This is a genomic window from Mycobacterium sp. NTMscope_Eco_3 (assembly GCF_976985685.1).
In genome coordinates, this window is sequence record NZ_CDRJYZ010000001.1 from 88,520 (window position 1) to 111,899 (window position 23,380).

The 23,380-nt window shown below is 66.6% G+C and carries 17 protein-coding genes and 1 pseudogene; 7 read left to right on the forward strand and 11 right to left on the reverse strand.

All coding sequences use genetic code 11. The annotated features are described in order from the left end of the window. Nucleotides 1-80 precede the first annotated feature (80 nt). Complete coding sequence (gene mobF / locus AC0KTM_RS00415) at nucleotides 81-5,936, reverse strand: MobF family relaxase (RefSeq protein WP_046182041.1); 5,856 nt, start codon at nucleotides 5,934-5,936, stop codon at nucleotides 81-83. 295 nt (nucleotides 5,937-6,231) lie between these two features. Here mobF and AC0KTM_RS00420 point away from each other — a divergent pair, with 295 nt between their 5' ends. The 3 genes from AC0KTM_RS00420 to AC0KTM_RS00430 all read left to right on the forward strand — a co-directional run bounded on the left by AC0KTM_RS00420 (nucleotide 6,232) and on the right by AC0KTM_RS00430 (nucleotide 8,384). Further along, complete coding sequence (locus AC0KTM_RS00420; RefSeq protein WP_007172179.1) at nucleotides 6,232-6,744, forward strand: hypothetical protein; 513 nt, start codon at nucleotides 6,232-6,234, stop codon at nucleotides 6,742-6,744. Nucleotides 6,745-6,753: 9 nt separating this feature from the next. Further along, nucleotides 6,754-7,266 (forward strand): hypothetical protein, encoded by a 513-nt coding sequence (locus tag AC0KTM_RS00425; protein WP_225325864.1) that lies wholly within the window; start codon nucleotides 6,754-6,756, stop codon nucleotides 7,264-7,266. Between the two features lie 494 nt (nucleotides 7,267-7,760). Then, the gene (locus AC0KTM_RS00430) at nucleotides 7,761-8,384 is read left to right on the forward strand and encodes a hypothetical protein (protein ID WP_007172181.1); all 624 of its coding nucleotides are present in this window, start codon (nucleotides 7,761-7,763) and stop codon (nucleotides 8,382-8,384) included. An 81-nt stretch (nucleotides 8,385-8,465) separates the two neighbouring features. Here AC0KTM_RS00430 and AC0KTM_RS00435 read toward each other — a convergent pair whose 3' ends face one another. From AC0KTM_RS00435 to AC0KTM_RS00480, 10 genes are all read right to left on the reverse strand, one after another. Continuing rightward, the gene (locus AC0KTM_RS00435; protein ID WP_007172182.1) at nucleotides 8,466-9,059 is read right to left on the reverse strand and encodes a hypothetical protein; all 594 of its coding nucleotides are present in this window, start codon (nucleotides 9,057-9,059) and stop codon (nucleotides 8,466-8,468) included. Further along, nucleotides 9,056-9,640, reverse strand: a complete 585-nt coding sequence (locus AC0KTM_RS00440; protein ID WP_007172183.1) for a hypothetical protein — start codon at nucleotides 9,638-9,640, stop codon at nucleotides 9,056-9,058. The genes AC0KTM_RS00435 and AC0KTM_RS00440 overlap by 4 nt, the downstream gene beginning before the upstream one ends. Before the next feature lie 224 nt (nucleotides 9,641-9,864). Further along, nucleotides 9,865-10,335, reverse strand: coding sequence for a hypothetical protein (locus AC0KTM_RS00445; protein WP_007172184.1), 471 nt, complete (start codon nucleotides 10,333-10,335; stop codon nucleotides 9,865-9,867). Next, nucleotides 10,332-12,533 (reverse strand): site-specific integrase, encoded by a 2,202-nt coding sequence (locus AC0KTM_RS00450; protein WP_007172185.1) that lies wholly within the window; start codon nucleotides 12,531-12,533, stop codon nucleotides 10,332-10,334. Before AC0KTM_RS00450 ends, AC0KTM_RS00445 begins: the two co-directional genes overlap by 4 nt. Beyond that, nucleotides 12,530-14,254: a hypothetical protein gene (locus tag AC0KTM_RS00455; protein WP_007172186.1), complete on the reverse strand. Its 1,725-nt coding sequence runs from the start codon at nucleotides 14,252-14,254 to the stop codon at nucleotides 12,530-12,532. Before AC0KTM_RS00455 ends, AC0KTM_RS00450 begins: the two co-directional genes overlap by 4 nt. Further along, entirely contained in the window at nucleotides 14,254-15,723 is a 1,470-nt protein-coding gene (locus AC0KTM_RS00460; protein WP_162839945.1) for a tyrosine-type recombinase/integrase, read from the reverse strand. The genes AC0KTM_RS00455 and AC0KTM_RS00460 overlap by 1 nt, the downstream gene beginning before the upstream one ends. An 89-nt stretch (nucleotides 15,724-15,812) precedes the next feature. After that, nucleotides 15,813-16,442 (reverse strand): hypothetical protein, encoded by a 630-nt coding sequence (locus tag AC0KTM_RS00465; protein WP_007172188.1) that lies wholly within the window; start codon nucleotides 16,440-16,442, stop codon nucleotides 15,813-15,815. After that, nucleotides 16,439-17,662: a hypothetical protein gene (locus AC0KTM_RS00470; protein WP_007172189.1), complete on the reverse strand. Its 1,224-nt coding sequence runs from the start codon at nucleotides 17,660-17,662 to the stop codon at nucleotides 16,439-16,441. Before AC0KTM_RS00470 ends, AC0KTM_RS00465 begins: the two co-directional genes overlap by 4 nt. Beyond that, nucleotides 17,659-18,591 carry a tyrosine-type recombinase/integrase gene (locus AC0KTM_RS00475; RefSeq protein ID WP_007172190.1) on the reverse strand — a complete coding sequence of 311 codons (933 nt, stop codon included), beginning with the start codon at nucleotides 18,589-18,591 and terminating at the stop codon, nucleotides 17,659-17,661. The genes AC0KTM_RS00470 and AC0KTM_RS00475 overlap by 4 nt, the downstream gene beginning before the upstream one ends. Then, nucleotides 18,560-18,823: a hypothetical protein gene (locus AC0KTM_RS00480; RefSeq protein WP_225325868.1), complete on the reverse strand. Its 264-nt coding sequence runs from the start codon at nucleotides 18,821-18,823 to the stop codon at nucleotides 18,560-18,562. The genes AC0KTM_RS00475 and AC0KTM_RS00480 overlap by 32 nt, the downstream gene beginning before the upstream one ends. Nucleotides 18,824-18,973: 150 nt before the next feature. Between AC0KTM_RS00480 and AC0KTM_RS00485 the strand changes: the two are divergent. From AC0KTM_RS00485 to AC0KTM_RS00500, 4 genes and pseudogenes are all read left to right on the forward strand, one after another. Further along, a pseudogene (locus AC0KTM_RS00485) lies at nucleotides 18,974-19,541 on the forward strand (tyrosine-type recombinase/integrase); the annotation flags it as partial. Beyond that, a complete protein-coding gene (locus AC0KTM_RS00490) occupies nucleotides 19,501-20,610 on the forward strand; it encodes a tyrosine-type recombinase/integrase (RefSeq protein WP_007172192.1) in 1,110 nt (369 codons plus the stop codon). The pseudogene AC0KTM_RS00485 and the gene AC0KTM_RS00490, both read left to right, overlap by 41 nt. Beyond that, complete coding sequence (locus AC0KTM_RS00495) at nucleotides 20,607-22,862, forward strand: tyrosine-type recombinase/integrase (protein ID WP_007172193.1); 2,256 nt, start codon at nucleotides 20,607-20,609, stop codon at nucleotides 22,860-22,862. Before AC0KTM_RS00490 ends, AC0KTM_RS00495 begins: the two co-directional genes overlap by 4 nt. After that, a complete protein-coding gene (locus AC0KTM_RS00500) occupies nucleotides 22,852-23,292 on the forward strand; it encodes a DUF6262 family protein (protein WP_007172194.1) in 441 nt (146 codons plus the stop codon). Before AC0KTM_RS00495 ends, AC0KTM_RS00500 begins: the two co-directional genes overlap by 11 nt. Nucleotides 23,293-23,380 lie beyond the last annotated feature (88 nt).

Below are 23,380 nucleotides of genomic sequence, written 5' to 3' on the forward strand. Positions count from 1 at the left end.
CACGGTGGGGACGACGACGAGTCGGTAATTTGGCTGCGAGAGACCCCGAACGGAACGGATCCCTGTTCTAAGCAGATCACTCAGTCATCGGTGATGCCGATTTCTGGAGATTGTTGCTTGGCGTGGGGGCCGCGTTCGCGAAGCCAGGTGGCCTCAAGGTGTCGCTGGTAGGCGGCGTGGATGGTGGCGTGGAGCTGGGCGGCGCGTGCGAGGCTGTCGCGCAGTCGCTCGTCGAGTATGGCTGGGTGCAGGCGCCCTGCCTGGGTGAGCGCGGGGTCGAGGTCGGGCGGGGTCCCGCGGTTGATGACAGCCGACGTTGGGGGCGCGCCGATGGTTGTCGTCCAGGGTAATTCGGTGGCGACGAGTCGCAGGAGCCGCTGGGCAGGCTTGGGTGGCCACGTTTGGCCGGTCGTGTCGAGCAGGACAAGGCCGGACTGGTTGGCCGCGGCGTGTTCGGCGAGGTCGGCGATTATTGCAGGGTCGGCGCTGGCGGCGTCGTCGATGATGATGAGACTGCCGGGGGGTAACGGCGACTGCGACTTTTTGTTGGTGATGGTGGCGTGGGTTTCGGTGATGGTGGCAGCGGTGTCGGCGAGCTCGTTGGTCACGGCGTCCTCGGCTTGTTCGCGAGTAGGGCTGCACCACAGGATCTTTCGTTCGGAGGCTGCAGCCGCGCTGTGCAGGGTGTGCAGGGCGGCGCGGCGCTCGGGCGAGGGTTGGGCGTGCACGACCGTGACGGCGAAGGGCAGCCTTGCGGTGCTGGTGATGGCGGCGGCTATGGCGGGGGAGAGGTCGGCGGCGGCACTGTTGGCAAGGCTGAGGGGGCGGTGCGGTTGGAAGCGGCTGGCGGCTTCGAGCACGCGTAGCTCGATGGCCAGTTGGCCGAGTTGGGCGGTGATGTGCTCGGCCGAACGGGTTTCGGCGGCCGCGAACGCGGCGGCGGCAGCCAGTTCTGCGCGGTCAAGGTCACGGCGCAGCTGGCTGGAGCGCCGGCGGGCGGCCAGCACGGCGCGATCGTCTTCGGATCGTGCTTCGGCGATGACGTTGTCGACGTCGTCACCGCTGATGACGCGGTCCGCGCCGCCGGCGGCCTTTGCACGCGCCGCGAGTGCTTCGCGAAGCGCAGCCTGATAGCGCTCGGCGGGCGCAGTGTCGGGGAGTGCCATGAGTCGCAGTTGGACATCGAGTTTGGCCGAGGCGATGTCAAGTGGGTCGACGTCAGGTTGAGCCTGCAGCTCGTCGAGCTGGTTGCGCGCCCAGTCGACATGGCTTAGCGCTGTCTCGTATTCGGCTTCGGCGTCGGCCCATTCGGCGGTCACGTCGTGAACGGCGATCAAGTAGGGGCGGTCGGCGTCGGCGCGCTGGCGCAGTTCGCGGATGCGCGGGGTGGCTTGGCGCATTGCCGGTCCGTCACCAATTGCGGCGCGGGCATGCAGGGCCTGATGGTCGGCCAGCGCCTGCTGGTATTGGGTCCGCAAGCTGGTGAGGTCAAGCAGAGCGGCCGGCAGTGGCGGGGGTGCCACGCGGTGGCGGGGGAGGTCGTCGAAGTCCAGGCCGGCGAGTTCGTCGGCGGTCTCAAGCGGGGTGTTGGTCGGGTCGGGCTCAACGAGTTCGGGGTGCCACGGTTGCGTAGACAGGTCGGTGGCAGGCATGTCAATCCTGGTTGCGTGGGGGTCGGGGGGAAGTTGTTCTTCTTCCTCGGGGTGCAGTGGGGGTTGTTCGGGTAGCGGGTGGTCGGCGTGGTCGTGGTGGCCGCCGATCAGGTCGACGGTGTAGGTGATGGTGCGGGCGTATTGGTAGGCGGGGATGGTGTGGTCGGGGTCGACGTCGGCCAGGTGCTCGGCGGCGACGTGAAGAAGGTCGGCGGGGGTCCAGCGGGTGGGGTCGGCGGCATTGACAGCTGAGACGAGGCCGGGCCAGGCGGGATCGGCGACGATGGATTGCGCGGTTGCTGACCCAAAGACGTTGTGCAAGTCAGCGATCCAGGCAGGGCGCAGGCCGGTGTGGGGGGCATCGACGGTGGCCGCGGGCGTGAGTTCGGCGGCAAGACGCCACCACAGCGCGGCGGCGGGCAGCTCGTCGGGGAGCGGACGTTGGATGGCGGCCGCGCGAACGAGGCCGGGCAGGTCGGGCCGGCTGGTGGCGGCTTGGGCGAGGTGGGCGGCCAGTTGGGGCCAGTACCCGTCGGCGCGGATGCGCGGATCGATGGAGTCGATCAGCTGCTCAAAGCGGCGAGCATGCGGGCTTTGGGTGCGCACCACCGCTTGAGCCCGGTTTTCGAGGAGTTTTTGGATGGTGCGGGCGCGCACGGCGTATTGGGGTGGGCCGAGCAGGGTGGTGTCTTCGGCAACCACGTTGTGGGCGGCGCGGAAGACCGCGATTTCGGCGGCGAGTTGGGGGTTGGCGGCCAGCACGGGTTTGGCCCAGGCCGGCGCGGTCGCCGGTGTCCATTGGTGGGTGACGGTTTCACGGATCTGGTCTGCCAGCTCGGCAACCAGCACGGCGCGACCGGTCAGGCAGTTCTCCCATGCGGGGTCGTTGGCCAGCAAAGTGGGAGTGGCGGGCAGCCAGCGCAGCGGCCCGATACCGGCAGAGTGTCCGCCGGTGGGGTCGATGCGCCAGTCGAGCACCGCGGCGGGATCGTGGGCACTGAAAAGCTCGCCTACGCTGGCGGCCTCGGTCAGTGTGGCGAACGGGTCGCGCCCGTCGGCGCCGATGATCGCCAAGTGTTTGCAGAGCACTGGCCATGCTTCGGCGCGGGTCAACCCTGGATAGAGCTGATCGGCGGTGATGTGCAGTTGGGCCAGCAGGGCCGGGGAAGCCAGGGCCTGGGCGGCGTCGCCCAAGGCGTTGTAGTACATCGCCGCGGCCGGGCCCAACCGCACGAAGGGGTCGCGGGCTTCGCGTGCGGCACTGGTGGCCGAGACTTGTGCGCCGTCGCGTGACAGCGTTTTGGTCAGGACATCGACGGCCGTTTCGGGGTGAGTTGCTTTGGGCGACAACACCCGGTGCGGGTCGGATTCCGCGGTGGATAGATAGATGTGGTTTTCGATGCGGCCGCGAGTTAATGCCACGTAGAGCAGTTGGCGAGTGAGACTCCCGGCACCGACGATGTGGCAGGCGTGTCCGGCGGTGAGTCCTTGTGCGGAGTCAATGGTTGCCGCATAGCCGAGGGTGACGTGCTTTATGACGTAGTGGGCGGGGAGGCGCACTGTTTGGCCGCTGCCGAGGTGGCGGGCTTTGATGCTGCCGTTTCGGTGGATTTCCAGGATTTGGAAGCGGTAGCCGTTGCGCACGTAATCGGTGGGGCTCAAGCGCAGCCGGCGGGCATTGCGGCGGGTGCGAATAAGGTCGCCGGGAGAGGCGGCAAGCCGATCAGAAAGGGTGATTTCGTGGCCGCGCCGTGTTGCCGGGTCAGCCGCGGCGAGGCGATCGAGTCGGGCTCGGGCGTTGAGGGTATCGACGATGGCGTTGGTGGGTGCTAACAGGAGGGAATCGCGGCCCGCGTCGAGGTCGGCGGCCCACGCGGTGTAGGCCATGTCGGCGGCGGTCTGATCGGCACCGACGTGCACACGCTGGTGGTCGATGTAAAACCCGAGTCCAGAGGGGTCTCCTCTGCGGATCGCCAGGGTCGCTGCGCTTTCGGCGGTGGAGCCAAAGCGAACCAACTGAGACAGCGTCAGTGAATCGGTCTTGTGGGCGATGTTGCGCAGCACGCCACCGGCTGAGATCGACGCGAGTTGGCAGTCATCACCGACCAGCCGGATGCTGGCGCCACGGGCTAAGGCGTGGGTGATCACCGCATCAAGTTCGAGCGTTCCGGCTTTGCCGGCCTCGTCGATGATGATGAGCGTGTCGCGTCCGACGTTGGTGAACCATGGCGGTGGGGCAGAGCGACTCGACCCGCTGGCCGGGTCGGCCGACCAGACGTATTTGGCGATGGTGTCGGTCGGGGCCGACAGATCCTCACCCAGTTCGATGGCTGCCGCCGCGGTGGGGGCTAAGCCGACGATGGTCGCGCCCGAGGAGCGCCACGCATGCGACAGCGCGGCCATCGCCGTGGTCTTCCCGGTACCGGCCGGGGCCAGCGCCAACGCCACTCGGCGCCCGCTGCTTGCCATTTCCCGGACCAGTGCGACCTGGCCCTCGTTGAGTTGCTTATCGCGTGCGGCCGAGTCTGCCAGCGCCAGCTCGATATCGATGTCCTCGACCGTGCGCCCGCCGCGTCGGAGGGCGGCAGCAACGATGCGTCGCTCAGCGGCCAGCAGCTCCTGAGAGGTGTAGGTAGCGCTGCCGTGGCGGCTATGCACGCTGGTTCCATCGCGGCGACGCAGCTGCGCAGGTTCTCCCATTTCACCGTCGTCGATATCGATGTGCTGAACCGACAGCGGCTCGGCCAAAGCAGTCTCGGTGATCTTGTCGGCCAGCGTCTCGTCGGCGGCGTGCCCGCTGCCACGAACGAGGCGCTGCGCCTCGGCGAACACGTGGTGGCGTTGCCAGGTCGCGCGGGACCGGGCAACCGTGGCGATGACTTGGGCAGCGCGCGCGGTGATCCAGTCGTCATCGACAGCATCGATTTGGGGCGCCGGCGCGGACAAGACGGTGCCCAGCATCGCGGTCAGCTCCCGCACAGCGCCGAGCACCTCGATCGCTTGGCCGCGCCACATGTGGCGCTGCTCGGCGAATGATCGGGGTTCGTGTTTGGCTTCGCGGGTCTCTAGGGTCGCTTGTTGAGCCAACGCGATGGTTTCCACGTGGGTCGGCTCGCGGCCGTGGGCGGCTTGAAACTGCTTGGCCAGATCGGCGGTGCGGGCTTCGATGGCCAGCCGCCGCGACGACCACGCGGCCATCAGCTCGACTGAGATTCCCACGATTTCACGCACCGGCCTCTTGCCGCGGCCCTCGCCGACCACATCAGCGAACCGCAGCTGCAGTCGCTGTCCAAGGTGGGCTTCCAGGCGCGTGTTGTACAGCTCGGAGGCGGCCACGGTGAACTGGTGCACAGGCTGCCCGTCAAGCGCCAGCCAACGCAACACACCGTCAGGGCCCACCGTGGCGACCTTGTTGGAGATCGCGACATGGGTGTGCAGATCAGGATCGCCAGCGCGTGAATCGCGGTGGGTGAACGCCGCCCCGAGCAGCCCGGTGGTGTCGACCTGGGCGACACCACCCTTACCTGAACGGGTAAATGCGGCGTGAGTTTCTAGCCACGCCAGCGCATCACCGACCGCTACGTCGTGACATTCCTCTACCACTGTTGCGACGGCGCGCGGTGCGATCGCCCACAGCGTCGACACTGACTTCACGGGCGAAAACGTCAAGTCGTAGCCGGCGACCGCGGTCGTGCGCGCGCGAGTTTCCCGCGCGATAAACCCACTGAGTTCGCGATCGTCGGCGGGCGCGCGCTTGTACTGCTCAGCGAACATTCGGCGCGCGACAACGGTGCGGATCGCGGCGCGCGTGGGCGCGGCGATGGGCGCGTTCCAGTGCAGGCCGGCTTCTTCGTTGTGATCGCGGTAGGCCACTGCCAGGGCGCGCACAAAGGTGGTTTCGCTGTCGCGGATATGGAACTTGCGGCCCAGTTTGGCGGCTTCGGCGGCCGCGAGGCCGCGCACGCCGCATTCGGCGACATACTTGGTGATCGCATCGGCGTTGGGGTGCAAGCCTTCCCCGAACAGGGCCTTCATTTGGGCCTCGGTGACCGGCGAATCAACCGGTACGGCCCAAACTTTCGCGAGGTCTTCGGGGGGCACCGGACGTGCCCTTGTCGAGGACAGCGATGCCAGACCCGATCCCACCCATCGGCCCGGAGATTCGCCTTTGGTCGAGTAGTAGTCGATCAGCGGGGCCCGGCCGCGCGCGGTGGTGTCGACAGCAGCGACTTGCCGGATCAGGTACTGGTAACCGTCTCCGGCGGTGAGCTTGTGGCTAGTCATCGTCACTGCAGTGCAATCCCTTTCGAGGCGCACGTTAGAGACGACACCGCAGATCTGTCCTACACAGATCAGGCGGTTCTTAGGAAACTGTGACCTTAATGCAAGAGGTGTGTGGTGTCTGGGGTGGTTCAGAACGGTTGATGCCGGTGGTCATTGGTGTGTGGTGCATGAGGGTGGGATCGGCTTATGTTGTGGGACTGGGGGATCGGGAAACATTGGTGGTGGACAAATGTGGACGCACTGATGTTGGTCAGTGTGGTAGAGCGGGACAGCCGGTTCGTCGTATGGTGCGGCGATGGGAACGATCAACTCGAAATCAGCGGCGCGTAGGCGGGTTCGCGAGGCGCAGCTTAGAGCGAACGAGGCACGCGTGGAGTGCGAGCGGCAAAACGTCGATGACGCGGCGTCGTTACTCGTTGAGCTGGGTCGCCTGGCGGCCGTGGAGGAGTGGGAGGCAACTCGCATCCTCGAGATTCGGGCAGAGGCAGAGCGGCGTCGGCACACGCACCGCCAGGCCGGCGGCATCGCGGTGGCTCGAATGCAGGGTCGCGGCGAATCACTCGCGGCGATAGCGGAATTGGCTGGGGTCAAAGTCGGTAGCGTTCGGATGATGTTAAAGGCGGCGAGCGCGCACACTGGCGCGGCGGTGCAAGCACTAGGTGAGGGCAACGGCGCGGCGGCCCCTGGCGCGGCGCCGTTGGCACTAGGTGCGAACGGCGTTACTGCGCATGACGATGGCGCGGCGGCGCAAGCACTAGGTGCGAATGGCGCTGCGGCGCATGACGAAGGTGTCGGTGGCCGGGTTTAGCGTGGGCGCGTGCGTGTTCATCTGGGGATGCCGCTGTGGGTCGATCCTGTTGTGCACGCCGACGAATGCCGGCGCTTTGACTCCGACGTGGTGCAAGGACCCGGCGCTGACGACTGCGATTTTTTCACGGGGGCTATCGGTAAAGACGGATATGGCCGGTTCTTCATTTACCGTGGGGGTAAAGGGATTTGCGTGCGGCCGCACCGGTACGCGCTGGCGCGTCGACTCAGTGTGCTCCTTCAGCCAGACGAGTTGGGCCTGCACGAGTGCGATAGCCCGCTGTGCGTGAAAGTCTGTGCGGCCGAGGCGACATTCCAGCATGTGGTAATCGGCACTCAGAGTGAAAATATGCGACGAATGGCCCGGATGCGGCGCGGAGGAGGCCGCAGGTCGATTCCCAGTGATGGGTTATGGGCTCGGCGGGAGCGCTCGGTCGCGTTGCACACGGTGTTGCGGGAACGCGGCTGGGATCGGGCCGCAGTGGAGGCGGCGCGCCTCGGTGATATGCCGATGTTGTGGTGAGGGTGTAAGCACTGTTGGTGATTTAGCCGGCGAGTACTGCCGGTCGTGCTGCGCTGCTGTGGGAACGGGGTGGATGCGATCCAGCCGATAGACGGCGGTATGCATCGCCCAGTAGACGGCGACGATGTTGGCCCCGGGTATCACGCTGGCTAAGACGGGCCCGCACGTCGGCCGGATTGCTTCACCGTATGCGGCTGCGGCGCACTGCTCGGGGCTGGGAAGAACCCTGGCCGGGGCGCTGTGGGCGGTGTGAGGCGACGCTTGGCGCCAACAGGGTGCTTGTCGGACTAGTTCAGTGCACTTGCGGGTCGATGCACCGTACTCACTTCTGCCGCAGGACGAGCGGAATTGCATCTGCTGCAACATAATTGCTCGGTTGAGAGCGAGTATAGCGCCCAGTAAAGCGCGTCCCGCGGACATCGGATCACACCTCAGAAAGGGTGCTGTCTCGACACTTACGTCTGGCGCATCATTGTCGCATCTAGTACAACAGGATGGTGGGCGTCGAGTTGCCGGGGTCAGCAGCGCTGTCGCTGGTGTCGAAAGTGCTTCCGTTGGATCCAGAAGCCACGGTCTTCACCGCGATGCTGTCTGGCTGGGCTGATCAGCAGCGAGCCCGGGTGTGCAAGCCACCGACGGTGCAGGCGCGGGCGAGCGTGGTGCGCCGTTTCGCCGAGTTCACCGGGACGTATCCCTGGCAGTGGCAAGCAGATGACGCGGATGCGTTTTTCTCCCAACTGCTTTCCGGTGCGGAGCCAAAAGCTGACTCGACGGTACGGGGATACCAAAACGCATTGCGGTTGTTCGGCGACTTCGTTACTGACACGCGATATGGATGGGCGTCTTTGTGCGCTGAGCGGTTCGGGCAGGCCCCGGCACAGATCCTGCATGACTGGAACACCGTGCGTCACGTCAACGAGTTTGAGGGGCGGCCGGGACGGCGCCCGCTGAGCTATGACGAGGTTCAAGAGCTCTTCGATGCCGCCGATGGCTTGGTAGATCAGGCGCGACTTCGCCACCGCAAGGGAGCGTTGTCAGCGTTGCGGGACTCGACGCTGCTGAAGACCGTCTACGCGTATGGGCTGCTCTCCGGGGCTCAACCAGATGCAGCGGCGTGATTCTCTGAGTTTGTGCAGTTCAGAAGCTGATGTTGGGATGCTATCTGCTGCAACAGGTGTGGTGCAAGTCGACTCGCGGTTTCAGCGGGGCCGGCCTGGCGCGTTGAGTCGGGCCATGAGTTCGCGGTTGGTAGCGCGGGCGGCGGCGAGGTCTTCGTCGCGTTCGTCGAGTTGTTGTTGTTGGTCGAGGACCTGCTGTTCGAGATGGGTGATCCGTTGGTGGAGTGCATCGATGTCGGTTGGGGCGTCGAGCCCGGACTCGCGCCATGTTTGTTCGCCGAGTGCTTGGGAGAGCCGCTGCTCGAGTTGGCGGATGCGGGCGTTGAGCCGGGCGGCGCGTTCGTGGGCGGCGAGCAGGTCGGCCTGCAGTGAGGCTTGGGTGACCGTGGGGCCGGTGTGTTCGTCGGGGACTGGATCTGTTTGCAGCGCATGGATTTTCTCGAGTAGGTCGCGGTACCGATAGAGGAATGTGCGGTCGACTCCGGCCGCACGAGCGATCGCGGCCGCGCTGAGCCGGTCGCCGGCGGCTGCGGCTTGGTCGATCGCGGCCAGCACGCGCCGGCGTCGGCGCATCGAGTCGCCGCGACGGCCGTCGAGCATCGATCGGGTGCGTGTGCTCGACGAGACAGATTGTGCGCGTGTGTGATTCGACGTGGTGTCGGTGGTTGTGGTCATGCGGTGGCCTCCGAAGCGGGGGTTGCTGGTGCGGGTGGGGTGGCGGCGAGGGTGGGCATGCCGAGCGGGACCGTGTGGGCCGCACGATGACGACGCACGATGGCGACCGCGTCGTTGATCTGCGCTCGCTCCGTGTCGTCGAGTTCGGCGATGTCGCCTTTGATCCTGTTGATCAGTCGCCGGATTCGGGTGATCTCCTCCTCGGTGGGGGTGGCGTCGGCGCGGGCCCATTCGTCCACTCCGTCGATGGTGGCGGCCAGCCGTTCGCGGGTGCGCAGCAGGTCGTCCAGGTATGCCTGCAGGTCGGGCAGGAAGGCGATGTTGGTGCGGAAGTGATCGCAGCCGACGCAGCGGAATCGGATCGGGCAGGCACCGCCGCCGGCCTTGACGTTGGTTGGTTCGGTGCAGGTGCCGTCGGGGACGGCGACCTCGCCGATGGCGTGGCGGGCGCGCTCGGAGTCCAGCAGGGCGTGTGCGTCACGCCAGATCCGGTTGCCGTGCCGGTCGAAGCTGAGCGTGGTGACCGTGTCGACGGCGTCGCGGCGGCGGTCCTCGCCGATGCGGTAGTAGCGGCGGGTCACCGAATAGCTTCGGTGATCGAGCAGTTCGGCCAGGACGTCGATCGGGATGCCGGCGTCGGCGTGGCGTTGGGCGTAGGAATGGCTTGTCTCCGCAGTGGCTGTGTGCGGTCGGGTTCGTGTTGCGTTTGACGTGGCCGATTCTCGGCGTGGAGTTCGTGACGCTGATCGCCGTTCGTGTGGCGATAACGCGAAACCGATTGTGATGGACGTCACTGCCGGGTCGGTCAGCATGGTCCCATTACCCTCTGCTGGTATTTCGGGCGATTCGACGCGAGGCGGGTGATGCCTGCCGCCGGGTCGTTGGCCGTGCGGAGCCGAAGGATCTCGTCGTGCTGGGCAGCGATCCGGGCCAGGGCCTGGCTTCGGAAGTTGGTGAGCTCCTGGATTGTCGAGTTGACGTGGGCGAGGTTGTTTTTCAGCTTCTCGACCTCCGTCTTGAGGCGTTCGATCTGTGCGGTTTTCGGGTCCGGGGTTTCTCCGGCCTGCTGAAGCTGCTGGAGGCGGTGCTCGAATTCGGCGCGTAGGTGTGCGTAGGGCCGGGTGCCGTAGAAGGCGGTGCGGTCGACCCCGGCTGATAGTGCGAGGGTCTTGATATCGCAGTTGCCGCCGGGTGAGATCTCGCCGCGCAGAAGCCGGTCCATGGCGGCGCGGATGCGGTTCTCGTTGTGGATGCGTTGGGCGGCAGTGATTCTCATGCCTGTTCCTCGGGTGCGCTGGTTCCTGTGGCAGTGTCGATGCTGGTGATGACCTGGACGGCGCGGTCGTAGTCGGCCTGCAGACGAGCGCGTTCGGCGGTTCGGGTTTTGCCGAGTTGGCCGAGGAAGGTTTTGGTGCGTTCGGCGTGCTCGGCCCAGACGGGCCGGTGGTGCTGGTGGTGGGTGGCCTGCGGGCAGCGTGCGGAGTCACACATGCCGATCATCGGCCGGTCCGCGGTCAGGGTGCCTGCAAGTTTCAGGCAGAGCGCGCGGGAGGGGTCGGTGAACCAGCAGTAGTTCGCTGGGCCGAGGTGCAGCGCCGTGGCGCGTTTGGACAGCAGGTTGAGGATGTCGCGGTCGTTGCGCTGGATCTTCGGCGCCGCAGTGGCTTTGGTGTTCGGGTCGGTGTCGATGGTGGCGAAGAATTCGGTCAGGCTGCGGGCGCCGGGTCCGGCGGGCAGGATGCCTTGCTGGTAGTTGCGGAACTCGGCCAGCACGAGCTTGAGTATGTGGTCGGCCTCGAGCTTGTTGACCTCGGCCAGCAACTCTGCTTGAGCGCCGCCCGGTCGAGCCGCGTAGCCTTCCGTTGTCGCCGCGGCGATATGTTTGAGGTGCAGTTTTGCGGCGAGGACACCGCCAGGCCGGTAAGCCATCTCCAGGGCAACCGTTCTTCTGAGCATACGCAGTGCTACTGGTTCGTCGGGGATCGGGACGAGTCCGAGACGGGCTCCGGCCGGGGAATTCACCCAGGCGCGGAACCAGAGGTAGCGGACTCGGAAGCTGAACCGGGACAGCAGGAGAACACCGTCACGCGGGTCGTCGTGGAGCTGCTCGATGAGTTCGATCGCGCGGTGGACCGGTTCGATGACGACCCATTCGTCGTCGGTGCCGCCGAGGCCCTGACCTTTGATGATTTTGCTGGCGATGCGATAGCACTTCAGGCCGGAGATCGGTTCCTCGACCCGGCGGCAGCCGACCCGCAGTTCCATCAGCTCACTGGCCCGCATTCCGGACGCGCCAGCCAGGACAACGATCGCTGCGGTGCGGGCGATGCCGACCATGGCGACCGCTTCGGACCGGTGCACTGGCAGTGTCCAAGGCAGCAAGGTCGCACCATCGGCGGCCGGGACTTCGGCGGCGTTGCGGCCGAAGATCTTCTCGACTCCGACGGTGTTGAGGGTGTCGATCAGCGGTTTGCGCAGTGTGGGCATCCATTTCGCCCAGAACTGGACGTATCCGGCCTGCCGCGCCAGGGTCCCGGTGGAGACCGGCAGCAGCGGGTCGTTCGCGTCCCAGCCAGCCTTGAGTCTGCGGTTGACGTCGTGTTCTTCGAGCATCGGCAGCGGTGTGTCGGTCGCCCTGTGGTCGGCCAGCAGCATCGTGATGTCGCTGACCATCGCCGGGGAGCCGTGACGAAGCCCGGGGGCTCCGGTAGCCCAGACACGGTCGATCTTGCGGATCTGCTCGTTCAGCTCGACAACGTGCGGGCCGAGGATCTGCACCAGGTGCAGGGCCGCGGCCAGCATCGGCTGCAGCACTTCGGCAGGAACGGCAGGTGTCTTGTTTCCGTCGCGACCAGAAGGCATTTCGGCGACCGCGGATGCTGTTGCGCCGCCCCAGGGGCGCAGATCGGCCGGAACCCGGTCGGCGGTGAACAGGTCACGGTAGTCGACCAGATCGACGATCATCTGCGCGGCTGCGCGCCGGACGCCTGGGCTCTGCTCGCCAACGATGACGCCGTCGGGGTCGATCACGTAGCGTCGGAACGCCAGGTATTCCTCGCAGAGGTGGGTGTCGAGCTCGGTGAGGGCAGTGATGCCCCGCTGATCGAGCCAGCCGAAGAACTTGCCGGCCTCGTAGAGGCGGCTGTAGCAGCTGGTCAGATGCAGTGGGGTGCGGTAGGCGCGTGGCAGACGGACCACGGCATTGTGATTCGGGGCCAGCAGCGCCAGGATCAGCTCCTTGGCGACCAGCCGCCAGCGGGTGTCGGTGATGGTGGTGAAGTCGAATCGGCGTCGGTAAAGGGCCATTTGGACCGGGAGCCCGACCACGTCGGTGAAATCCCACAGGTCGTCGTCGAATACCGGTCGTGGCGTGCCGCCCGGCAGCGTGAGCCCGGCGTCGCGGCAGATGTCCGCGCCGGTGAACGGCGACCGTGGTTGAACGCCGGGTGCTGCGGTCGCGATTGTGCTCGTCATGCGGTGCGTTCCTCTGGGCGCAAGGGGATTTCGTCGTCGCTGTCGGTGACGCGTGCGGCTGCGACAGCGAGTTCGGCGGGGTCGAAGCGGTCGAGGATCTGGTCGATCCGGGCGGCGTAGGGGCCGAAGACGGTCATGAAGTGGGCGGCGGGCATCTGCTGCCACTGGCGCGAGAAGAATGCCTTGAGCCGCAGCAGGTTCACTGCGTGCCGCGGAGCGAACACCGCCAGCGGGCAGAGCAGGCAGACCCAGGGACGTGCCGGGCATGGTTTGCCTGCCGGCCCGTGTAACCCGGCCAGCTGATCGGCGCAGGCTGCGGTGAACACATCCCGCGCGCCACCGACCAGCTCGGCGAGCACGCCTTCGTCGAGCTTCATCACCGCCAGCAGCTGCGGGTAACCCTCGGCGAGCGCCGCCGCGTCTTCCTCGGTGATCACGGCCGGAGGGTGCGCGCGGCGGAGGATGTCGTGCTGGGCGTCGGCGATGATCGTCTCGACGGCGTGGCGTTGACCGGGAGTCGTCGCCGACAGGTAGTGGTCACCCTCGACCGCGGGCGTGTGGTTCGGGTCGATCGTGGCGCGCGCATTCCCGGTCCAGGACTTCTTGTCCCGCATCGCGTGATGGGTGGTGCGGATGCGGGACCGGTGCAGTTTCATCGGCTGACCGTCGTCGCCGACGATGCCATGGCGGCGCATCCACCGGCCAATCGCGGACCGGTTCACGTCATCGAGGCGGCGGGAGTAGCCGGGCTGGCTCATCCCCAACCACAGCGTGGTGCGCTCGTCCGGCGGCACGAAGCTGCGCAACAGCGCCGAGTGCGCCAGCCACTGCTCGAGCAACCGCACCGCCGGCCGCGGCAACGTCGCGCTCTCGGCGGCGGTGCGCCGTTTGATATAGGACAGCAGAACAGTCGAATCCCCGGCCCAGTCGATGTCCCCGATGTCCAAGTCGGCGATGCCGTCGGGGACGATGCCGGAATAGATCCCGAACAGCAGCCGGTAGGCGATCACGACCTCGAGATGCGGGAACATCGCCAGCGCAGCCTCGTGGAAGACAGCGATGACTCCTCGATGACGGAAAACGTTGATGGACATGCCAATTTCCTCAGCAGCTTCGCTGCTGCCAAGCGGGCCGAGTGTCGACAACAGCCAGCAGAAGTTCTGATGAGTCCACGCACCCGTGCCCGGATGCCGCCCTCCGGCGGCGGACGCCAGCGCGCGCCGATGTGCCGCGTAGGAGTCGTCGACCTGCTGTCGGCAGGCCATGGTCAGCCGCTGCCATGCGCCCTCGGAATAGGGCGGCAACGGGCGCCGATTGCGCTGAATGTTGAAGTGCCGCCCTGCGGCCAGCTCCAGCACCCCCTCGCCGAGACGGCCGCCGGATCGCGCATAACCTTCCACCAAGTACCGAGTCAGCGCCTCCAGCCAGTTCGGGCCCGCCATCCAGAACTGCGCCAGCTGTCCGCGCCGCAGATCGCCGACACCGCCGGTGAAACCCTGATCAGAAAGTGTTCGCACCATCCTGTGCAACCCACGCACGTACTGGTCGACGGTGCCAGCAGTATCGACGCTGCCGTGAGGATGGATCAGCTCCACCAACCCGGTGGCCAGATCACGCACCAACCCGGGGTTCGGCAACCCCGTGAGATCGAATGCAGCTCTGCTGCCGTCGCTGAACACGCAGGCCAAACGCAGCGGATCATCGAGCACCGTCGTCGGCATCACAGCTCCTCTTCGGTGTCGTCGTCGAACTCGGCGTCGGCTTCCCGCTGTGCGGCGGTATCCTCGGTGAGTCCCGCTGCGGCTCCGGCGGTTTCGTAGGCTTGCCGGTAAATCCGCGTCGTATCAAGACGTTTCAGGTATTTCTCGGTCGTCAGAACCGTGGAATGCCCGAGCAAATCGCGCAGCACCAGCAGCGGGTCGGCCTTGGTCAGGTAGAACACCAGCGCTGCGTCGGCGTCGGTGTCGCATACCAGCTTCGCTGCCTGTCGGTAATAGCCGGTCACCAGATATTCCAGCGTCTGCATCGAGAACGAGTGGCGGAGTCGGTGCGGGTGGACGTGCGGGAACCGTGGTTCGAACCGTGCGCGGATCCGGTCGGAGGTGCGTTCGAACACCGTCGCCCACGCCGTGAACGGGCCACCATCACCCTTCACCGCTAGCAGGCACGACCCGCCCTCGGGTGCCACCAGCCGCCGTCGCTCGGCCGGGGTGAGCGACTCCCAGGACCGGCGGACGCCGTTGATCCGGCCGCCACGGGCGTCCGGTTCGGTGACCTGCAGCGGTTCGCCCCGGCGTCGTGGTGGCCGCCAGGCCGATCCGTCGGTGACGGCAGCGCGGTCGAGCTGCAGGTAGTCGTGCAGCCCGGCCAAGGCGTCGTAGGAGATCCAGGTGGTTCTGAACTTGCGGCCCTTGGTGATTCCCGCAGGCACCGGAAACGGGATCGGGATCACCGTCGGCGCCGGCGGCAGAGCCGGGATTTCCCACGGCAGCAGATGTGTGAACTCGCCCAGCCGCAACCCGGTCGCCAGCGCGAGGTCCCCGATCGCGGCGTTGCGGGTCATCTCCCGGCCCGCGAACCCGGTGTCGCGGGTGCCATCCGGCGCCAAACCGCGCAACCCCTTCCGGAACAGGTCGGTGAAGTCCGGCTCCAAATACTTGATGGTCACATGCGGTTTCGGGGTGCGGCGCACCGCCAAGTTCACCCGGACATCGCGGCCGGTGCCGGCGAAGACCGCTCGCGCGGATCGGTAGGTGAACGGCTCCGCCTCGGCGTATCCCTCGTCCATCGCCCACCGGTAGAACAGCGACAGGATGCTCATGTGCTGCGCCCACGTGGTCGCCGCGAATCTCGCCCGGATTGCTCCGGCGGCGCGGTGCTCGGCGTATCGGCTCAGCCCTGCCTTGAGCCGGTCTCGCGAATCGAACAGGCCCACACCGTGTTCGGCGAGGAATTCCGTCCATTCCTTGACCGCCCGCGCGTAGTTCTCCCACGAACTCGGCGCCGGAGCCCCGCTGGCCGGAAGCAGCCGCAACCACCGATTGATCACCGTCGTCGGCCGCGGCACGGCCGGGCCGTCCTCGAACAGCAAGTCGTCATCGATCAGCACCGGCATCCCCTCTGGGATCACCGGCCGGTGCTCGACACCCCAGGACTGCCAGCCCTGCGACGAGAAAAAGCTCAAGATCACGACTGGAGACCATACAAACACCACACGGCCTCACCAAAGCAGAAACGCCGAGCACGCCCGGGCCTTTCAGGCCAATCGCAACACGGGAACTAAGCGGGGACAATGTGCCGGTAGGCGTAGGGCACGATCTTGGTCATGTCAAACTCGACTCCATCGCGGGTGCGCAGTGTCGGCAGGTCGGCCACCCAGTCGCGGTGGCGCGCCTGCAGGGTGGTTCTGCTGATTGCCTTGTGCCCGTCGGGATTTCGATAGGGCGTGGGCAGCAGCTTCAGCTTCGCGGCCAGGGTGTGGGGGAAGCGTTGACGGATTCGTTGTTGTTGGCCGGTGATCACCGCGGCGGTGGCCGTGCTGATCGGCAGCCGTCGGCCGAGCCGGTTGGCTTTGATGTTGTCGTAGACCAGTACGTCGCCGCCGTCTTTGTCGCGGGCCAGGCAATCCAGCGGCAGATTGAGGATGTCCTCGGGGCGGCGGCCGGTGTCGATGCCGATCTGGGTGGCGACCCTGACCTCGACGGGTTCGAGGGAGTCGAGGTTGGCGCACAGGACGGCCATGATCTCCGGTGGCAGGCATCGGCCGGGCTCGCCGCGTTCGGGGTCGGCGGGGATGTCGGCGCGTTCGATGGCGCAGTCGCCGGGCAACCCGGCCGCCGGCCGTCCGGTTCTCGTCAGCCCCAGGGATCGGATCCCGGCCAACACCTGCCGCATGTCACGGCAGATCATGTTGCGGCGGTAGCGACCGATCTGGCCGGTGAACTCCAGATGGCCGAGCCGGTTGAGGAATCCCTCCAAGTCGGTCCGGCCCAGCGCGGTCGGGTCAAGCCCGTGATCGGGTCGGCGATGCAAGTGCTCGGACAGCAGCCCGATGCTGTTGATCTTGCCGCGAACGCGAGAGGCGCCGCTGCCGCGGTGCTGGGGCAGTTGCTCGGCAGCCCACCGCTTCGCGGCCCCGGCCAGCCAGGGCTGGGTGATCTTGGTGAACGACAGCGTGCCGGGGTACCGAAGATCGCCAGATCCCAGCGGTCCTTATCCTGCTCGACACCCGGATCGGCCAACACGCGGCGGGCGTCGCGGGCGAACGAGGCCAGCACCGAGCGTGCACGCTTGCCGGGAGCCAGGCCCGGATCGCAGTCGTGGATCGAGCCGACCTGGTGGCGACGCAGCGTGTCGCAGACCGCTCGCAGCACAACGTCGGTGAGCCGCAAGCCATCCCTAACACGGGTCTGCAAGCCCGTCAGCACTTCCACAACTACCAGGGAAGGCAGCGCCCGCAGGTTGACCTGCCCCGGCTCGGCCACGCCCGATTCCCGGACCCGCCACCACTGTTCATCGAGTTCGGCATGCTCTTGCTGGTCCACGCTCCATCGCTGATAGTGGGTCGTGCAGTAGCCGATCGCGCCGTCGGCCGTGCGGGTGCACGCCGGCACCAGGCATGCCGGCAGCGGCGGCCTTGGCCGCACTCGCGGATCGCTCACGAACTGTTCCAGCGAGATCGGGATGCGCCTGCCCCGGAACTGTTGGGCGTGCGGTTCACACATCACCGCGTCCCGCACCGTCGGCGTGCACCGGCACTGCGGGACGGCGCAGCGTTCCGCGGGAACCGGTGCGGCGGGCAGGCTTTCGGCAGCGGCGATGTCCTCGACGCTCATGCCCATGCCGGTCAGCCTGGTGAAACATCGGTGGCAGATCTCGGGGGCGTCGTTGTGGACGGTTCCGACGCATCGTTCCACCCGGCACACCTTCCGGCCGAGCAGCCGATGCTGCGCGGGCAAGTACAGCACCCGGGTCACCGGATCCCATCCGGCCTCGTCAAGCAGTCCTTGGTCCAGCGCCCTGGCCAGGTGCGTGGCCGCGCCACTCAGGGCGGCCCCGTCCAACACATGCGCGAACTTGCAGGATTCCTCATCGCCCGGGATCGTCCTGGCCGACGTCACGGCGGTCACCGGCTCGCTCCGGTCTGTTCGCGGGGGCTGGGCACCGCGTCCACCGCGGCCCGCAGTCGAGATGCGTCCGGATGCAGGTAGATCTGGGACGAGGAGACAGCCGCGTGTCCGAGCAAATCAGCGACCACGTCGATACCGGCCCCGGCGTCGACGACGTTGCTGCCGTAGGCGTGTCGCAGCTGGTGCGGGCGGACCGGGGTGTCCAATCCGGCCCGGCGGGAGACCGCTGCCATCAGCTCGCCGATCGCGTCGGGCCGCATCGGCGCGCCGACGCGGCCGCGGAACAGGTTGACGAACACGAAATCACTACCCGCCGCGGCCGGAACTCGCATGCGCTCGAACTCGTAGACGTCGAATGCTTGCACGACAAGGAAATCCAGCGGCACCACCCGCTGTCGGCGCGATTTGGCCCACGCCCCGTTCGGGTTGTCGTCTCGGCGCACCACATGCAGATGCGCCCGAGCGACCTCGCATCCCAACCGGCGCGAATCCACCAGCAGGTGCACATCACTGCGCCGCAGCCCGCACACCTCGCCCCGACGCAGCCCGCCCCTGGCCATCAGCAGCACGATCAGCTTGTCCCGCGTGGACCGGCAGGCCCGCAGCAGCGCGACGATCTGCTCATCGCTGGCCCGATCGATCGTCGTTTCCGGTTCCCGCAACCGGTGCCGGGCCCGCATCCGCCATGCCAGGTGGCCATCGTCGTTGCGGGCTTCCGCCGGCAGGTCTCGGTCATCGGCCACCTCGTACAGCATCGACACCAAACCCGCCGAGCCGTTGCCGGTCGCGACCGCGTGCACCACCATCCCCCGCACCGCGGTGAGCACCCCGTTGATCCGCGATGGGCCCCGCGCCGGGGCGGCCCCCGGACCGGCCAACACCACTCCCGAAGCGACGTCATCGACGCCCGCTGGCCAGCGGTCCGGCATGGGCCAGCCACGTCATGAACAACGCGAACTGCTCGACACCGGCCTGCCAGGACCGGCCCGTCCTGGCGCACCAGCGCAGGAACAACGCGATCGCGTGTGCATACGCCTTCGTCGTGGATTCCGCGCCGTCGCGGCCGAACCGCTGATGCCGCAGATACTCATCGGCGATGCCGACTACCTGCAGATCCTCATCCAGCACCGTCCAATACCGTTGCCCGGACGGCAAACTCACCGGAAACGCTCGCATGGGCCCTCGCTTTCAAGTCGACAGTCAGAAACGACTACCAGCCACGAGCACCACACCCACGGAGAAACGCCGCACCGCCCACCAGATCACCCACTACGAGCGACGTCATGCAACAGGTCGCAGACCCCCGGAGAAGGCTTGCGGCGCCAAGAGGCGGTGGGGCTAGACCTGGTGGATCTGAGATCGAATCCAAAGCTACCGTCCTACGGGCGTTTTGGCGGCGTATTCGTCCGATTCGGAAAAGCGTCCCGCGGTAGTTCGCCGAAGCGACGCGTCGTGCTGACGGTGCCGGAAATGGACTGGATTGTCCAGGTTTTCGAGTCCTACCTGGAGGAGGTTCGTCCATGCTTTCGAGCGGGCCGGCATCCGGCGTTATGGGTCACCGAACGTTGCGGCCGTCTCTCCAGACGCGCCGCGAACGAGGCCTTTGTGGCTGCGCGTGACGCCGCGGGGTTGCCGCAGGAGCTGGACCTGCATTCGCTGCGCCAGACCCTACGTCACACACCTGACCGAATTCGATTACCCGGAGCGCTTCGTGCAAGTTCTCTCGAGCCCGCACAGGGGTGTCCACGACGTGCAACACGCACGTGGCGTTGGCGGCGATCTTCGTGGCGGAGGTGGTTATCTGCAGCGGTCCATCACGCAGATTCCACGGAGGTTTGATGCTTGTGCAACGGGTACTGATGCCCACTTCGTCGCTTGAATCCTGGACGGTCCTCGGCGACGGAGGCGGCTCGGTGGAGCCAATCGAGCGCTACCTGGCCTATCTGACCGACATCGAGCGGTCCCCGAACACGGTCAAGGCCTATGCGCACGACCTGAAGGACTGGTTCGTCTTCCTCGACGCTCGCAGCCTGAACTGGCGCGAGGTCCGATTGGAGGATCTCGGGGAGTTCGTGTCCTGGCTGCGGCTGCCGCCGGCTGGCCGGGCTGGCGCAGTGGTGCTGTTGCCCTCGGCTGAGCATCACTGCTCTGCGGGAACCGTCAACCGGAAGCTGGCGGCGATCAGCGGCCTCTACACGTTTCACGCCCGGCACGGAGTCGACCTCGGCGACTTGGTCACTGAACTGCACCCAGGTCGGCGCCGGCGCTCGGGATGGAAGCCGTTCCTCTACCACCTGAGCAGCGGCCAGCCGGAGCGGCGGCGCACGATCAAGCTCCGGACCCCGCGTCAGCATCCGACCATTCTGACCGCCGGTCAGGTGCAGGCGATCCTAGATGCCTGCATCCACCTGCGGGATCGCTTGTTGTGGGCGTTGTTGTGGGACACAGGGATTCGGATTGGTGAAGCGCTAGGTCTGCGTCACGAGGACGTGGCCGCTGCCGAGGGTGAGTTGACGGTCGCGCCGCGATCCAACGACAACAGGGCGCGCGCCAAGTCGGCGACACCGCGCACCATCCCGATCAGCCCGCAGCTCATCCGCCTCTACGCCGACTACCTGCACGACGAATACGGCGATCTGGACTCCGACTACGTGTTCGTCAACCTCTGGGGCGAACCGTTCGGGCACCCGTGGGGCTATCCCGCGGTCTACGACCTGGTGTTGCGGCTGCGCCGGAGCACCGGCATCGACTTCGATCCCCACTGGTATCGGCACACCTACGCCACGCGTTTGCTCCGCCAGAACACCCCGATCGAGGTCGTCAGCACGCTGCTGGGACACTCCTCGATCGCGACCACGATGGACATTTACGGGCATCTGTCCGTCGAGGACGCCCGCCGGGCTCTGGAGGCGGCCGGCTTCCTGACCGGGCAGGAGGTGCAGTGGTGACCGCGGCAGTCCCGCCGCTACCGTCGGCTGCGGCTCCGGGCTTGCTGCGCAAGCTGGTGGCCGCGGTTCGACCGGAGTTCCGGGTGGACATCCTCGTTCCCGAGCGTGGTGCGCTGGTGTTCGACACCGCGCCGTGCCGGGTGCCGGGCTGCGTGCGCCAACCGCGCACCCGCGGGCTCTGCAAAGGCCACTACGTCGGTTGGCAGCAAGAAGGCCGCCCGGACATCGACGTGTTCGCCACGACTGCAGCACCGGAAGGGCTCGGGCGCAAAGAGCTCACGGTCTGCGCCGTCCAGGGCTGCCGGTACGGAGGTGCTCGCCGGGGTTTATGCCCACGCCACCAAGGGTTTTGGGAACGGTCCGGCATCGCCGACCGAGACGTATGGCTGGCTGCCGTTGCTCCGGTGGATGATCCCGATCATCCCGTCTGCGCGTTGTCCTATTGCACGCTATGGACGCAGGGACGGTCGCCGTTCTGCGTCAATCATCGGTCCCGATGGGCAGCGGTGGGATGTCCCGACATCGACGAGTTCATCGTGCTCTGCGAGTCCTATGGCGACGACCGGTTCGACTTCCGACCGTTCGGTGATCGCCGACAGCTCAAATTGGAGATGCAGTACGCGCTGCAGTGCCGGCACGATGAACGCCAGGTCAAGACTCCCGCTGCCGTCGCGCGTCCTGTCATCGCACTCACGGCCGCCAGTGGGGTGGCCTCGCTGCTGGACTGGCCGATGGCACGTTGGATCGAGTTCTTCGACGCCAACCACGCTGCGCAACACGGCCAGAACGGACAGCTGGCGTTTCTGCGTTACGCCTATCGCTGTCTGGAGGACCTGCACTGCGGCAGCGGGTGGGAGGCCGAGTTCCCGCGCGACGTGTGGGAGCTGCACCGGCTCGGCGTCGAGGGCCGCAAGCGGCTGCGCTTCGACGGCATTGCGCAACCGTGGCTGCGGGATCTGGCCAAGCGGTTCGCCCGCTGGCGGTTAAGCATCGGACGCAGCCCCAACCAGACCTACATCGACGTCCAGGCGGTGACGCGTTTGGCCGGCTTCTTGGCGTCCCCGCCGGTCGACATCACCAGCCTGGCCGGCATCAACCGCGCGGTATTGGAGCGCTACCTGGCCGACCTGTCCACCGACCCCCGGGCACTGCACTCCCGCAGCCGCGACATCAGCTCGCTCGGTGCGTTCCTCGACGCGATCCGCCGCCACGAGTGGGACCACGACCTGCCCGCGAGTGCCGCGTTCTATCCCGACGACTTCCCCAAACCCGCGAAACGCCTGCCCCGCGGGCTGGCCGAGCACATCATGGCCCAGGTCGAACAGCCCGCGAACCTCGACGGATGGAACAACCCCGAGAGTCGGCTGCTCACGATCATCCTGATGCGCTGCGGACTGCGCGTCGGTGACGCCACCAAGATCGCCTTCGACTGCGTCATCCGTGGCGGCGACGGAGCTCCCTATCTGCGCTACACCAACGGCAAGATGAAACGCGAAGCTCTCGTCCCGATCGACGAGGAAGTCGAGCAGGCCATCGCCGAGCAACAACAGCGGATCCTGCGCCGCTGGACCAACGGCAGCCCCTGGCTGTTCGCCGCTCCGAAGATGAACCCAGACGGCCGCCGGCCGCTGACTACGCCCTCCTACCGCGGCCAGCTACGGGACTGGCTGGCGCGCTGCGAGATCCGCGACGAGCACGGCCGTCCAGTGCATCTGACTCCGCACCAATGGCGGCACACCTTTGGAACACGGTTGATCAACCGGGACGTGCCGCAAGAAGTCGTACGGGTGTTACTCGATCACTCCAGCGGTGAGATGACAGCTCACTACGCCCGCCTTCACGACACCACCGTCCGCCGGCACTGGGAGTCCGCCCGCAAGGTCGATGCCAGGGGCCAAACCGTTGCGATCGACCCCGACGGCCCACTGGCCGAAGCGAACTGGGCCAAGCAACGGCTCGGGCGCGTGACCCAAGCATTGCCCAACGGCTTCTGCGGGCTGCCAGTTCAAAAGACCTGCCCGCATGCCAATGCTTGTCTGACATGTCCGATGTTCGTGACTACGCCCGAGTTCCTGCCGCAACACCACGAACACCGTCAGCAAGTCCTGCAGATCATCTCCGCTGCCGAGGCGCGCGGTCAGTTACGCCTCGTCGAGATGAACCAACAAGTCCTGGGAAACCTCGACACCATCATCACCACACTCGAAACCGACTCCGGTTCAGAGGAATTGGATTCTGCTGATGCGGGCTGACAACACCCGGCACCTCATCGTCGCCGCCCGACAACGCCACGAACTCACCCGAGCCAAGGCGATCCAGGCATTGAGGACCCTCGACGCCGAAGGGCGCCCGGTCACCTTCGAGGCCGTGGCTCAAGCAGCGGCGGTGTCTCGGTCCTGGCTCTACGCGCAATCCGACGTCCGAGCTGAGATCGAACGGCTTCGCGCTGCCCACCGTCGAGCACCCGCGACACCGGTCCCCGCGCGGCAACGAACCTCGGACGCCTCACTGCTACGCAGGCTCGAAGCCGCCAACCAGCGCAACCGGAAATTGGCCGAGGAGAACCGCACGCTCCGAGACCAACTCGCCCGAGCACTCGGCCAGCAGCGCACCGCATCCGAAACCACGTCAACCCGCACCCCCCGGAAACGTCTCAGCTCGATAACGATCGGTCCCTGCTGAAAGGCCTCCCCCATGACCCCACCTCAAACGTCGACGACAACGTCCACAACGAAACACCGCAGGTCAAAGCCCCGAATAGGCCAGCGGC